The sequence below is a fragment of the Rhizobium sp. 22-785-1 genome, assembly GCF_053521965.1.
Window position 1 is genome coordinate 106,890 of sequence record NZ_JBNWDI010000004.1, and the last position, 14,000, is coordinate 120,889.

Consider the following 14,000-nt stretch of genomic DNA (forward strand, 5'->3'; position numbering starts at 1 on the left):
TCCTTACCCTGCACGCGTGGGCCGATCGAGAACACGCTTGCCCATCAGGCTTGCGGTCAAATCCACCATAAGGGTTGCGGTGCGCCCACGCTCATCCAGAAACGGGTTGAGCTCAACGAGATCGAGGCTGCTGACGAGACCGCTATCGTGCAACATCTCCATCACCAGATGCGCCTCGCGGAAGGTCGCCCCGCCGGGCACCGTGGTGCCAACTGCTGGCGCAATCGACGGATCGAGAAAATCGACATCGAAGCTGACATGCAGCATCCCGTTTGCAGCCTCGACCCTTGCAAGGAAATCTCTGAGCAGGACCGCCACGCCATGCTCGTCGATCATGCGCATGTCATGCACTGTAACGCCGGAATCCTTGAGCGCCGCACGCTCGGCCGGATCGACGCTTCGAATTCCGATCATACAGACATTGCCCGGATCGACGGGGTGTGTGAGCGGCGGGAAATACCCTTCAAAACCAGTTCTGCCGGTATAATAGGCGACAGGTGTGCCATGCAGATTACCGCTACGTGTCGTTTCAAGCGTATGAAAATCGGTATGCGCATCCAGCCAAAGAACGAAGAGCGGACGTCCTTGCTCGGTAGACCGGCGCGATAGCCCGGCAACCGTGCCGGCAGAAAGCGCGTGGTCGCCGCCCAGGAAAATCGGCATGGCGTCCGCGCTTTCCCGATAGGCGGTTTCAATCAGCGTTTCGGTCCAGGCGACTGTTTCAGACAAATGATGTACGGCCGCGTTCGGATGCTGAAGATCGCGCAACGGTGCGAGCGCCACATTGCCAAGATCGGCAACATCATGCCCAAGCTCCTCAAGCGCGGCTTTCAAGCCGGCAATGCGCAGAGCACTCGGTCCCATCTCGCATCCCAACTGCCCTGCACCAATCTGCAGAGGCACTCCGATCAACTTGCAGTCCATCGCTATCTCCAGCTTTCGAAACCTTGAGACATGACACCACATCAAGATGGCAGAATGAACAGCACTGATTGGCAAATTTCTGCGATTGGCTTATCATTATGTTTAATAAACCTGCCATATAAGGCTATCCGTATGGATAATCTCGACGAAAAGCTCATCACCCTTCTGCGCCATAACGGCAGACGAAGTATATCGGACCTTGCGGTTGAAACCGGCGCTTCCCGGGCCACCATCCGCACCAGAATGGAAAAGCTGGAGCAAAACGGCGCGATCATCGGCTACACCGTGATCCTTCGGGCGGATGCAGTAGCGAATGCAGTACGCGGCATTATGATGATAGAAATCGAAGGCCACGTCACCGACCGCGTCATCCGCGCCCTTGGCGGCATCTCAGAGGTTTCCGAAATCCATTCCACCAACGGGCGATGGGATCTGATCGTCGAACTGAGCGCGGCAACGCTGAGCGAATTCGACGCTGTGCTGCGCCGCATACGCCTTGTTCCCGGCATCACCGGCAGCGAGACCAGCCTGATCCTTTCGACACAAAGGTCCACGAAAGCAAGGCTTTGATACGGCCGAAGAATAAGCTTTGGGAAAAATGCATTTTTCGGCTTGCATAGCCAACCAAATCATCTATATGACGACCCACCAAACGAAAGCGCCCGGCGCTCTTCGAAGTTGGGGAATAGTTCAATGGTAGAACAGCGGACTCTGACTCCGTCGATCTTGGTTCGAATCCAGGTTCCCCAGCCAATTCTCCCGAAAAGCCCTTAATTCCTTGATTTTCCAGTCGTGCCGGATATCGTTTTGGCATCATTGGCGACCTGATGCCCAGAACTGATGCCCAAAGGTGATGCCCAGCCGAATTCGGCGCGGTCGAACCTTCGGGCTCGATACAGGGTCTGTTCGTCATGGCTGTGCGCCACGAGGTCGAGAATCTCATCCGCCGCGGAAACATCTTCTATTGGCGGCCACGCGTCCCGGCCGCTCTCATCAACTGCGGTCCCGGTAGCCGCCTTTCACTCAGCCTTCATTGTTCCGACCATAGAAGGGCTCAGATCATTGGCCGGAAGCTCAACACGCGACTGGCCGAATTGAAGTTGAACTCGAAGGAAATGATGTCCAAGCAACAGCTTCAGAAACTGTTCGAGCATGAGCGTGACAAGGAACTCGAGCGACTCGACGAGATCAATACGCTTGCCCGGCGCAACGGCCGTGGCGGGAATGTCGAGGAGATGGAACTCGATCTCGAGGCCGGTTGGGCCTGTCAGCTCGTCGCGAAGTTCGGGAGCCGGACGGAGCTGACGCTGGAGAGCGGTTGCGCGGGCCTAACCTATCTCCTCAACAACCGTGTCCCGATCTCGCACATCGACGCCATCAGGGCGAACTACCGCGGCGAACTGGCGATCGCGCGCAGCCCGGGGTTTGAAGACAGCATCCGGCGACTGATCTACAATTTCGAAATCGACGACACTGTCGCTAATCGTCAGCGCGCCATGTCGAAGATCTTTGAGGGTCGCGCTGCTGCCCTCCTCGACATTGATGAGCGGCACGAGCTTGTCGACAGAAGCCAGAGCGAGTTCACGGGCGGCGAAAGAGCCATCATGCCGATTGCCGAGGTTCTCGTTCCTGAAACTGCAGCGCCTGAGCCGCCGACGCGGCACGATGAACAATCGTCCTTATCGGCTTTACAGATCATTTCAGGAGAACCGGGCGTCGCTTATCTGGATCTCACACCGCGCCCGGAGAAAATCACGGCACAGCCGAAAGCTCCCAGTGCCGAGCAGAGGGTCGTTCCTATTGCCGACTTCGAGCAGGAGTGTGAGAAGCTCATCGACAACATGGGCGAGGATTGGACAACTGAAACCGGGCGGGATGCCATGGCGCTGGTTCGGATGTTCAAGTCGGTGCTCATCGAGCATGGGGTAGAGCATTCCGGGCAGATCGAACAATATCACATTGGACAGTTGCGCCAGCACTTCAATCACATTCCAACGGACTGGGGTAGAAGCAGCAGGATGCGCGTCATGTCAGCGCCGGAACTTCGTGTGGAAGGCGACAAGCTGCGCAAGGCTGCGGAGATTTCAGGAACCAAGGCGAAGGTTGGTCTGGCTCCAGGAACGATCCGCAAGCACTTCGGAAATCTACAGCACTTTCTGAAGCATCTGAAAGGCCACGGGTTCGAAATCGAAAACTGGACCTTTGAAGGCCTGCGTCCACGAAAGCCCAAAACAGGAGACATCCGTCACCAGCAATACAAACCGAAGCCGGAAGACATCGCTCCGATTTTCTCGAGCACCGTCTACACTGGCTCTCTGGATCATCTGCGCGGAAAACGAAGAAAACCGGGGAGCCAAGTTTTCCATGATTCGCTTTATTACCTGCCGATCCTGTTCACTTACCTGGGGCCTCGACGCAAAGAGTTCGCAGGACTTTCCGTCGACGACATTGCGAAGGACGAAGACGGATATGTCATCCTCCTTCGCAACAATGGCATCAGGCGATTGAAGACCGCGCAATCAAAAAGACTGCTGCCCATGCCCGACGAATTGATCCGATTGGGCTTCCTCGATTACTATCAGGCGATCAAGGGACTAGGCTACGAAGCTCTCTTCCCTGACCTGTTCTCGGATAAGACGGATAACGATCCGGGAGACCGCTTCTACGACACTTTCATCCCTATCATGCGGGGCGCGCTCGGCGAAAAAATGTGGGAGCGAGCCATTCATGCCCTTCGCCACGGGATGGCGGACACCCTGAAGCAGGCCGGCGTCTCGTCTGAAGTGATCGATGACATCTCCGGGCGATTGAGCGAGGGCAGTGAAACGAATACGCGATACACAAATCCGGCTGGCCTTCCGTTGATGCGCGGCGCCCTCAAGCACTATCCGATCGTTACGTCAACCATCGAACCGAAGCCGCTGCAACTTCTGCCATGGATCGAGAACAAGCAGCCGCCGCCATGGGCGCGAGAAGGCAAGAAGTGAAGACCGGGCGGAAATGATTTCCGCTCGGACTGTGTTCGGCTGGTAATGCGACACCGAGCTCAGCTCGGTTTCGAACTCTGGAAATCCGATTCAGAATCAAACGGCGTTTTACGAAGTAATGGGGGGAGAAGTCGTCATTCCATCAAACGCCGTTAGGCGTTGGGTCGGCCTCGTCGAGCAAGCGGCTCCGACACCGAAAGACCAAGTAGAGAGCGGACGCTCAGACCTCATCGTCGGCGCCATCGGGATAGATCAGGTGGATTTTCCTACGAAACGGTGAGCCGCCTGTCCGATACTTGGCGACAAGATCGTCGAACACCGCATCGCATTCGCGCTCATCGAACCCCTGATCCGTCAACATTGAGACGATCTTATTCTGGAACTTCTCGAGTTCCATCTGCTGATCCTTGTCGATCGCCCGCCGGATCAGCCAGAACAGCGCCACTCTCGCGACGTCATCTCTGTCAGGCCGCTTCGCCCTTCTGTTGGCATCACGAAGTGCCTTCTGTCGCTGCCTTGCTACCTTCTGATTCATGGCGCTCCTCCCGATCCTCAACCTCCTCTATGGTCAGGGGACCGGCCTGCCGGCGCAAGCCTTGTTCGGCTGAATCGGAAATCTCGAACTGTGAATCGACGGCGCGGAGCAATGAATCAAATGACCGCAATTTGTTTCGAGTTGCGGGCACGTTATCTCACGTCAAAACGACCTGTTCGGCCGCGAACAGCGTTGATGAATCAACGTATTCGAGTTCCGAACCAAAAATCCTGTGTTCGGAATCAAATGAGCGCAATTTGTTTCACGTTGCCGGAGACTTGATGTGAGTTGCCGACAAGGTGTCACACGACATCTCAAATCACGTCACATCATCCCGGTGGTGTCCGAGGATCCAGCCTTCCCATTTGCGAACGGCATCAAGTGCTGGGATGCCTTCACCGCGCCGCTCATCGACGACATCAAGCATACCCAGCAGTCCGACCACAGCATCGAAGCCATCGTCAATGAAGGGCAGAAGCAAATCTGCATCGAGTTGCGGCCGCGCTGCGAGCCAAGGCAAGATACTCTGTCCCATCACAATCCGGTCTGCCTGACGCCGCTTGCTCCATCCAGTCCGTGGCATGCCGATCTGACGGTACACGTCGCCAGGATAAGTTTCTGCAACGATGACTGGCTTGCTGTTGGCGAGCTCGGCCAAGCTTCCATCGAACGGCCACAAGCCGATTTGGTCCAAGCTCGGAATGATGATTTCCCGCCATCCCGAGATCGCACCCTTGCCCACCTGATTGCCGCCAAGCGTCCAGAACAGCATGCAGGCCGCCTGCCGATCGGCGGTCGCCCGTTCGCACACACGCAGGAGCGATGACGCACCAGAAATCCCAAGCGCATCGAACAGATGGACACGTGCCGTGCCACCCGGGCGGACGGGATAGAACGGGCGATGCAGCGAGATTTGATCGCGGTGATCGGCGACACTATACCAGTCAGACCAGATTCCCGACCCGAATAGTGTCAGTGCCTCCCGGAAAGAACCGACGCCTGCTGCCCGTGCATAGGCCTCCGGCAGACCGATCGGGAAGTCAAAGCCGATGAGAAGCGCACCCTGATCGACGGCGCGACGCTGCAGCCGGTCAAACAGGATCGACTTGTCGCCGACGAGTTCAGGAGACTGGACATGCCAGTGTCTGCCGTGTTTGATAGCCAAAGCCATCCATCGCTTTTTCTGGTCCATGCTCCAATCGCAATGGGCGACAACCGCGACGCGCATCCTGCTCTCCGCTTCTCATGATCGGTCGCATGCCTATCAGCTTTAGGGCCGCAGATCACCGTCCGTCAGAATGTGCAATACGGCCCCTTCATCCATCGCCTGCGCGTCGAACAGCGCCTTTGCGAGGGCATGGAAGGTGGGTCTGCGCGTTCTGAGGATCTTCTCTGCCCGGTCGAGTGCCGCTACCAGGTTGGCATGAACACGAGCGGCCAGTTCGGGATCACGGTCAAACACCGCACCCGGATCGCGATGCGGACGATAGAGCAGCGGATGGTCGGTCCCGAAGCCAAGAGTGCGTTCCATATCAAAGGCAAGCCGCGTGGCTCGCGCCAGATCGCTGTCGTCACTGCCACCGGAACCGCTCGAGACCCGTTTAAGCAGCAGTTGCTCGGCAGCCCGCCCGGCCATCAGCATGGTGAGCATGTTTTCATACCAGTCACGCGTGTCGGTGGCCCAGATGTGGAAGCCGACGAGATTGTAGCCTCCCTCGCCGGTATCGATGTTGAGACCGCGAACAGGTCCTAGATCGAGCGTATGATGGACGACCGCATGCCCCGCCTCGTGGAAGGCGTAGCGCCAGCGCAGATTATGAGGCACTGGAGGACGGTGGCCGCGGATGCCCTCTTCGATGTCCTCATAGCGGATCGCCCGCTTACCGCGACGCGCCTTCAATCGCGCTTCCCGGACGATGCGCTCGATATCCGCGCCCGTCAGCCCCATCGCCCGCGTGGCGAGACGCCTGAGGATAGCATCGGCAGAATTGGCGTGTTGCGCGGCTGCCGACAATTCCGACGCGTTGGTCTTCTGTGGCTCAGTCATCGGCTGGCTCCCTTCCGTTCACTTTCTGCGTCTTCCTCCAGATAGTCGGCAACGATCATCTTCAGCGAGAATCCGTCCTCGGCTCCCGACCGGGTTTTCGGTACCGGCTCCTGGATCAGCGACATCACATCCTCACCGAGATGATGGGCAAGGATTTCGGCCAGCGTCGGGATGTCGGGCCTGGGGATTTCGATATGGGTCTCCAGCCGCCCCGAACGCCTGAGGGCCTCGTCGATATGATCGGGCCGGTTGGTCGCGCCGACGACGATCAGCCCCTCGTTTTTGATCGCGCCATCGAGCAATTCCAGCGCCTTGTTGACGATGGTATTCCAGTAGTCGGCATGTTCACGCTCGGCGGGCTGCCTTTTGCCGATGCCGTCGATCTCGTCGATAAACAAAATCGCCGGTGCCATGGCACGCGCTTCGACAAACGTTTTCGCCATCTTGTCGATCACGTCATTCAAATGACCACCCTGCAGCCATGTGGAGACGGATGTGACGACCAGTGGGATTTGCAGGCTGTTGCACAGTGCCCGGGCAAAGGTGGTCTTGCCGGTCCCGGGTGGACCGGACAGCAAAAGCTTGGTGCTCATTTCCGACCAAGACAGGATGCTTGCTCGATAATCGTCCAGATCTGCCTTGAGATCGAGCGCCCAGTCTTTCGCCTTGCCATATCCGGAGAGGGTCTCAACGATCATTGGCGGCTTGTGGCCGATCTCGCCTGCCGTCGGCAAAGGTTCCGGCTGGATCACCTCGGCTCCCGACGGCTTGTCTCTCTTCCAGCGACCGTTACTATCCGTGTCGGTCGATTTGGACTTTTCGTGTGAGCCTTGGGGCTTTTCGGCGGATGTGCTCGACGATGCCGATGCGGATGCCCTGTCATTGCTTCCGCCACCGCCGTCCTCCTCCTCCTCGAAGTCACTGCGATTGCGCTCAATGAGCGTGGCAAGAACATGAAGCACGTCGCGAACATGTCGCCCGGGGCGAAACGCAAGAACCAGATCCTCCAGCGACAGCCAGCGCGCATCGGAATCCGATGGCAGGCCCAGCGTCTCGATCACCTCGTCCGGGTAAAGTACTTCGACCAGATTGGTGACGAACCGCCGGTCGAGCTTTCCCGTCTCCAGAGAGAGGTCGGCGGAGATCTGCAAGAGCGACGGAATGTCCGACCGTTTTTCTGCGATGGCAAGAATCGACAAGTCGCGCGACAGCGCGCTGATCATCCGCCGCCGCAGCGCATTGCCCGTGACACGATGCACGCCCGCACCCGAGAAGGTCATCAGACGCCTGCGCGTCTCAGCTTCGAGGGCATCGAAGTGGTCATCGTTGTACATGTGATCGGATTCCGTGGCTGCGAACGGGCCGCCTGGTACAAGCCGGGTTTTCTCCAGGAGCCGCAGCACCTCACGCTCGAAGCCTGCAAGCGGCGCATGGAGGGTAACGACCGGTGTCACACGGGTCAGCGTATAAACGATCTCCCGAAGCGACCGTCCGCTGCCACGCACCGCACGCGCCAGAACCAGGGTCGCAACGATTTGACTGACCATTGGCTGAGCGGCGGCTCCATCCACAAGACCGATCGCGTAGGCACGCCGATCGATACCGTTGCCCAGCACAGCGCTCTCTCCGATTACGCCATGACGCATGCGACGGATGTTCACCAGTTGCGCGGCGAACGACGGATGCTTGACCTCGTCGGTCATGGCACCATCGCCCACAGAGCCGGGCGCGGGATTGTCGCTCTCCTTCGGGACAAGCCAGTCGCCAAAGTTCTTGCGGAACCAGGTATCGTCACGGATCGGATCGCCGGTCAGTCGTGTCGTGTCGAAGGCCGGGGAATAGCGGAGGAGAAGATGGCCGCCGACATCAACGATCTTGCTTTCCAGCAGACCGTTGCGCAGTGCGGTCCGGCGTGCCTCGCGCCGGGCAAGATGACGAAGGCGACGGATAAACAGACGAGCGAGCTTATCCATCTGTGCGCCCTCCCATCTGCGCGGCAATAATTGCCGTCCGGGCGTCCTGTACCGGATCCCGCGGACGCGTCCGACCACGCCGCCCATTAATGGCAGCGAGCTGCGGGACCCGCGTCAACACACGCTCGCGCGGCGAACGGCGTGGCGGACAAGAGCCGCCCCGAGGAGTGACCGAAGCCCAACCAGTCGGCTCGTTCCAAGACTGATCGATATCGCGATTGCGGTTCTGCAGCCAGTCGAGCAACAGGCGGCAGGCGGCATTGCCGCTGTCGGCAGTCGCACGCAGACGGAGCATCAGCGGTTCCGGAACAAGGCCGTTCAACGAACGACCATGTCTGACGGAGGCAAGCGTGAGCCCAATCAAAACAGCAGGGTCGTCGCGATTGCTTGAACCGTGATCAAGGTCATCGGATTGGACGGGAGTGATATTCACGAGCCTGCCGTGAAGGCAGGCGAACCCGATGGTATCGGTCGTGACCGCTTCGCAACGGAAGCCGGCCAAAGACGGACTATGGGTGTCGATGGACATGACTGTCTCCTCACCGGAGCACATCGGCATCCGGCGTTGGTGGAATGGAAAGGACTGGATAAACCGGAGACGCGCTTCAGGCGCGGCCGCGATCAGCGTCGCTAGGCTAGCGGTTTTTCAGTGCCTGCGCGGACGGCGGGCGAAGCCGACCCGGATGCGGACGGGCTCCGGTTCGTCGTCCTGATCGTCGAAGTAGCCGAGATCGTAACGACCGTCGTGATCTTCATCCGCAGCCATGGCCCGCTCTTCTTCGTAGGTGCGAGACGAACCGTTCAGCGCGATCAGCGGCTTTCCCAATACCGTCGAGGTAGCGGTCGCACCCGACACGGCCCCCGCCACGACACCGAGAGCCTTACGAGCTTCAACTTCCAGAAGCTGCTGCACGCGGCGACCGAAGCGCAGGCGCAGTTCGGCCATGCAGGCGGCGACACCATCAATTTCCAGCAGGTCATCGATCTCCGACAATGCCCAGATGCCGGTGGCATGATCGCTCGGGCGGCTGGCGCCATCGACGATGGCAACTTCAACGGTATCGACCATCAAGCGCTTGTGGTTTTTGTAGAGCCAGTCCGGCAACACCATCGCCGACGCCATCATCTTCAGCTTCAATTCTTCCAGACGGCTGGTGTCGCCATACGACGCGAGCGACCGCTTCAGGTCGAGGATGTAGGCGGTATGCCGGGCGCGATTCACGAGGATCAGGTCTGGCGTATAGCTGCCCTTGGCCGGTGCCTCGCAATCGAGCTTCACACCATCGAGACTCTGCCAGTCGTTTCCGGACACGGCTTCGAGCGCCGCCTTCACCAGCGGCAGCTTCAGCGACTGCGTCAGCACGGTGATGTTTGGATTTGCTTTCGCCAGACGCTCGACCGCCTGCTCAAGAAGCTTGCCTTCCCGGAAGGACACGGCGCGAACGAGCGAAGCGATATGAATGTAGTGCCCGAGGATATCGTCTTCGACCGGTTCGCCGTCGGCAATCGCCGCAATCGCGCGATCGATCAGCAAATCCAGATCGGCCTCGACGTCACGGAAGCGAACGATGTGCGGATGGCGGCGGAGCGCGGGCGGTTCGTCGATGCTGTAGGGAGCGATACCGAATGAGCCATAGGAGAACATCGATGCCGCAGCGACAGTCGAACGAAGAACTTCCCCGGTGGGGGTAGAGAGAGTATGCGTTGTCATAGCCCGATTCCTTTTTCGAGAAGGCTGTGGGTCAGGCCCTTGGTAGCGTTGGCGCGCTGCCTTGGGCCGTTTCGTGTCCGGTCTTTCGAACGGCCCTAACCTGGCAGGACCGGGAGCCGGGCTCAAGGACCCGGAAGCACAAAAAAGAACAAAGCCGGTACAAGGTTAACGGCGGGCTCACGAAGTCCAGGCCGATGAACGCGCCCCCTGATCGCAACGCTCGACCTCAGTGTTTCCGCTCGCCATCATCAGGCAAAAGGAAAAGGGCCGACATGCGGCCCCTTCGAGTTCGGAGGGAAGGCCCGGGATTCCGGCCGCCCAGTCTTGGGCTAAGCGCATCACACTGCGGCGTTTGGTGATGTTGCCGAATTTTTCGCGGCGCTCCACTCTGACTTGATCTGCTTAACAATGTCATTGCGGGTCAGGCGCTTTTCAGGCTGGGCAAGTGCTTCAGCGACGGAAGGAACGTCAACGTCCGAAGTGCGCTTAGACTTGGGCGCCTCGATCGTGGCAATGGCTCCAAAAGCTGCAGCGATAGACTCCATCCTTTTTTCCATCGAGGGGATGCCGGTGACTACCAGATCGGCACTGCCGCGGACCTCAGCAGGAATCGGTCCGTCGGAGCCGACCTCGTAAGGAACGTTCGCGCTCGGTGCTTCACTTGTTTCCGTGCCTGGCCAGGTCGGGGCGCTTGATTTGGAGCTGGCCCATTCCAGGATCGGCACGACTTCCGTTTCCAACCAGGTCCGAAGCTCGCCTTTGTCCGGCCACGTCGTTTCGCTGCCCATCTTATAAAGCATCGTGCTGACCGCGCCCCAGCCAGTCTTGGCCGGAATGGAGGTGGGCGAGATCACGTGTGCTGCAGTTGGATAGGGCCTGACGAACTGCGCCAGACTTTTCAGCTCTTCGTTGGCAAGGCGCGCCACCAGATGCGTCTTTCCGGAGAGCGTTTTCTTGACGATGTTCTTCTTCGGCAACGCTTCATTGACATGTGCGCGGATCTCCTCCAAGTGCCCAATGAAGGATTTGATGCCATCCCGGACCTTAATCGCGATGATCGCTTTGAGCCCCTCAAGGCCGCCGACATCGTACGGATCAATCTGCGGTCCTGCCGCTGCCTCGTTTTTCGATCCGGCCGTAATCGCGGTGACGTCCTGCACCCTGAGTTTGCCGTTTTGCGCAGCAAAGCCGATAGCCTGCTCGATCTGTTCGGGCTCCGCTGCACTCAACTTTCCAAGAACCGTCGGACCCACGGCCAGTTCCACCAGGATCTCCCTGTAGCGATCAAGATTACGAAACACCGCGCGCTGTGTCCGGACGTGGCGCGCTGTATAGCCGCAGCGCTCGACGGCCCACTTTTCTAGTGTTCCTTCCGGCAGCAGCCCGGCAGCGCGTTCAAGATGCTCACCGAGCTTGAAGGTTTCCTCCGTCGAACGGCGCGAAACGCCGATGAGGAACATGGCCGTCTCTTCGAGCTGGCTCTTGATGTCTTCTGTGACAGCGTTGGTTTCGTAGAAGGTGTAGGCGGCGGACGAGAGAGCGGAAGCTTTAGAAGTCTTGTTCATGATCATCTCCATGTAAGAGGGATATTCGTAGAAGCAGAACCGCCTCTACCCCTATATTATCTCCGATCAACGGCAAACATGAAAGCAATCCAAAGTTTTGCAATAAATTGTTTCCGAGTAAAAATTCGATTTATACGCTCAAGAACACCTATAAATACACAAATTTACTTATTATGAGCGTCAAAATAAAAATTTTTCACTTGTCCAAACGCAAGTATTAATTACACTTAATACGCGCACTGCGCCCCTGCAGCAGGACTGAAACGGCTGGCGCATTCGGGTCTTTTCAAATCGACCTGCCACCTGGTACCAAGGCCGGGCCGACAAGTTAGCAAAGTGAGAGTAAGTCCAACCCATGACGAAGGCCATACTCACGACGAAAATAGATCCGACCTACGACGATCTCCCGGAACAGAGGTATCATTTCCCACGCACATATCTGCGCCAGGTCGAGGCCGCACGGGGAGACTGGATCGTCTACTATGAGCCCCGGCGGCCAAGCAGCGACCTGATGAAGACGGGTGGCAAGCAGGCTTATTTCGCGACAGCCCGGATCAACGACATTATCGAGGATCCGTCAAAGGCCAACCATTTCTATGCGCTAATTGATGACTTTCTGCACTTCGATCATCCAGTGCCGTTCAAGGAGAACGACCACTATTATGAGAGCGGCCTGCGCAAGGAAGACGGCTCAACGAACAAGGGGGCCTTTGGGCGCGCCGTGCGCAATATCCCAGATGAGGAATACGATCTGATCCTCGCTGCTGGCTTCGCGCATGTGCTCGGGCGACGGGATCGGGAACGTCCGGTGCCCGATCCAGCGGAAGAAGCGCGCCTAGGCTTTGGTGACAATCCGCAGATGCCATATGAGATCGACAGTATAGACCGCCGGATCGACGCTCAGATCGTGCAACGTCCTTTCCGGGACAGGGCGTTTTCCGCGGCGATCAAGGCGGCCTATCACGACACCTGCGCCGTCACAGGCCTGAAACTGATCAATGGCGGTGGCCGTTCTGAGGTTCAGGCCGCACAGATCCGCCCAGTGGCCGACAGGGGGCCAGACAGCGTACGAAACGGCCTCGCTCTCTCCGGCACCGTCCACTGGATGTTCGACCGTGGCCTGATCTCGGTCGATGACGATTACAGCCTGCTGATCGCGAGTAGCGGCGTTCCTGATGCCATCACGCGCCTCGTCAATCCGGAGCGACGCCTGCTGGTGCCGTCACGCCCCGATGAACGGCCCCATTCGCAGTTTCTGCAATATCACCGCAGACAAGTGTTCAAGGGGTGACGAGGCGGAAATAATTTCCGCTGGAAACCCGGTCCTCACTCCTCGCCGAAGAAATCCTCGTCCAGCCGCTTGAACTCGACCGTGCGATAGCTGCGGACGCCGACGCCGTGTTCGATCATCAGGTCGGCCAGTTCCTGCCCATCAATGAGGATGACGCGCTGCGACAGATGCCTGACGTAGTCTCGCGCAGGCTGGCTGAAGGTGGAAGTGGTGACGAAAACGCCCTTAGTGGCGCCGAGGCCGACGAGGCTGCCAACGAAGCCGTTGACATCCGGACGACCGACGGGATTGCCGGGCGCATAGCGCTTGGCCTGGATATAGATGCGGTCGAGGCCAAGGCGATCCTCGTTGATGATGCCATCGACACCGCCGTCGCCGGAGCGACCGAGCTGGGTAGCGGCGTCCTTGTGGCTACCACCATAGCCCATGGCAACCAGGAGATCGACGATAAGCTGCTCGAAAAAGGTAGGACTGTTGGAGAGGATGCGCTGAAGCAATTCATCGCGCAGGGCCGCCTGCAGAGACACATAAGCGGCATCAATCTGCTCTTCCGGCGTCGTCCTGGCAGAGGTGTCTTGGGTGGTCTTGGCAGGAATACTAACCTCTTGCGCAGCCGTACTTTCGTTTTTGTAGAATTCGCGAAACTCAGGCTCCTGCATCAGGAGAGCCACGTCGATGCGTTCCGGGGATTTCGCCAGCAGCGCCTTGCCCTTGTCAGTTGCAACAAAACGACCACGTGTAGGCGAGGCGATGAGTTCTGCCTTGCTCATATAGAATTTGGCCCAGTGGATGCGATTGTGCAGCACGCGCTGGCGGCCACTTGGCAGCATCTCGTCGCGCTCTTCCTGGGTCAAGCCAAGGTCATCGGCAATGCGTTCGGCAACATCGGCCACGCGGGTTTCTGCTTCGGCGGCAAGGTGCAGAACCGGCAGCATTAAAGTCTGATAGTCAGGGATCATTGGTATAG

At 58.5% G+C, this 14,000-nt stretch carries 13 protein-coding genes and 1 tRNA gene; 4 read left to right on the forward strand and 10 right to left on the reverse strand.

All coding sequences use genetic code 11. From position 1 onward, the window contains the following. Positions 1-3: 3 nt before the first annotated feature. Positions 4-924 carry an arginase gene (gene rocF, locus ACQZ5M_RS10320; protein WP_449079662.1) on the reverse strand — a complete coding sequence of 307 codons (921 nt, stop codon included), beginning with the start codon at positions 922-924 and terminating at the stop codon, positions 4-6. Between the two features lie 132 nt (positions 925-1,056). On the opposite strand from rocF, the gene ACQZ5M_RS10325 reads away from it, so the two are divergent. The 3 genes from ACQZ5M_RS10325 (at position 1,057) to ACQZ5M_RS10335 (ending at position 3,911) form a co-directional block, all read left to right on the forward strand. Continuing rightward, positions 1,057-1,494: an Lrp/AsnC family transcriptional regulator gene (locus ACQZ5M_RS10325; RefSeq protein ID WP_449079663.1), complete on the forward strand. Its 438-nt coding sequence runs from the start codon at positions 1,057-1,059 to the stop codon at positions 1,492-1,494. Between the two features lie 109 nt (positions 1,495-1,603). Beyond that, positions 1,604-1,677: transfer RNA gene (locus tag ACQZ5M_RS10330), tRNA-Gln, on the forward strand. Positions 1,678-1,835: 158 nt separating this feature from the next. Then, complete coding sequence (locus tag ACQZ5M_RS10335; RefSeq protein WP_449079664.1) at positions 1,836-3,911, forward strand: DUF6538 domain-containing protein; 2,076 nt, start codon at positions 1,836-1,838, stop codon at positions 3,909-3,911. Between the two features lie 220 nt (positions 3,912-4,131). On the opposite strand, the gene ACQZ5M_RS10340 is transcribed toward ACQZ5M_RS10335, so the two are convergent. The 8 genes from ACQZ5M_RS10340 to ACQZ5M_RS10375 form a co-directional block, all read right to left on the reverse strand. Further along, positions 4,132-4,446, reverse strand: a complete 315-nt coding sequence (locus ACQZ5M_RS10340; RefSeq protein ID WP_234634312.1) for a hypothetical protein — start codon at positions 4,444-4,446, stop codon at positions 4,132-4,134. A 157-nt stretch (positions 4,447-4,603) separates the two neighbouring features. Beyond that, the gene (locus tag ACQZ5M_RS10345) at positions 4,604-4,702 is read right to left on the reverse strand and encodes a hypothetical protein (RefSeq protein WP_449079665.1); all 99 of its coding nucleotides are present in this window, start codon (positions 4,700-4,702) and stop codon (positions 4,604-4,606) included. Between the two features lie 63 nt (positions 4,703-4,765). Further along, the gene (locus ACQZ5M_RS10350) at positions 4,766-5,674 is read right to left on the reverse strand and encodes a DUF429 domain-containing protein (protein WP_449079666.1); all 909 of its coding nucleotides are present in this window, start codon (positions 5,672-5,674) and stop codon (positions 4,766-4,768) included. A 42-nt stretch (positions 5,675-5,716) separates the two neighbouring features. Then, a complete protein-coding gene (locus tag ACQZ5M_RS10355) occupies positions 5,717-6,493 on the reverse strand; it encodes an ATP-dependent Zn protease (protein WP_449079667.1) in 777 nt (258 codons plus the stop codon). Then, positions 6,490-8,466: an AAA family ATPase gene (locus ACQZ5M_RS10360; protein WP_449079668.1), complete on the reverse strand. Its 1,977-nt coding sequence runs from the start codon at positions 8,464-8,466 to the stop codon at positions 6,490-6,492. Before ACQZ5M_RS10360 ends, ACQZ5M_RS10355 begins: the two co-directional genes overlap by 4 nt. Continuing rightward, positions 8,459-8,995, reverse strand: a complete 537-nt coding sequence (locus ACQZ5M_RS10365) for a hypothetical protein (protein WP_449079669.1) — start codon at positions 8,993-8,995, stop codon at positions 8,459-8,461. The genes ACQZ5M_RS10360 and ACQZ5M_RS10365 overlap by 8 nt, the downstream gene beginning before the upstream one ends. A 117-nt stretch (positions 8,996-9,112) precedes the next feature. Next, positions 9,113-10,177, reverse strand: coding sequence for a hypothetical protein (locus tag ACQZ5M_RS10370; RefSeq protein ID WP_142858552.1), 1,065 nt, complete (start codon positions 10,175-10,177; stop codon positions 9,113-9,115). 338 nt (positions 10,178-10,515) lie between these two features. Beyond that, positions 10,516-11,742, reverse strand: coding sequence for a hypothetical protein (locus ACQZ5M_RS10375; protein ID WP_449079670.1), 1,227 nt, complete (start codon positions 11,740-11,742; stop codon positions 10,516-10,518). Positions 11,743-12,097: 355 nt separating this feature from the next. Between ACQZ5M_RS10375 and ACQZ5M_RS10380 the strand changes: the two genes are divergently transcribed. After that, complete coding sequence (locus tag ACQZ5M_RS10380; protein WP_449079671.1) at positions 12,098-13,033, forward strand: HNH endonuclease; 936 nt, start codon at positions 12,098-12,100, stop codon at positions 13,031-13,033. Positions 13,034-13,068: 35 nt separating this feature from the next. Here the strand turns inward: ACQZ5M_RS10380 and ACQZ5M_RS10385 are convergent, their stop codons facing one another. Further along, entirely contained in the window at positions 13,069-13,992 is a 924-nt protein-coding gene (locus ACQZ5M_RS10385) for a restriction endonuclease (protein WP_449079672.1), read from the reverse strand. Positions 13,993-14,000: the final 8 nt, after the last annotated feature.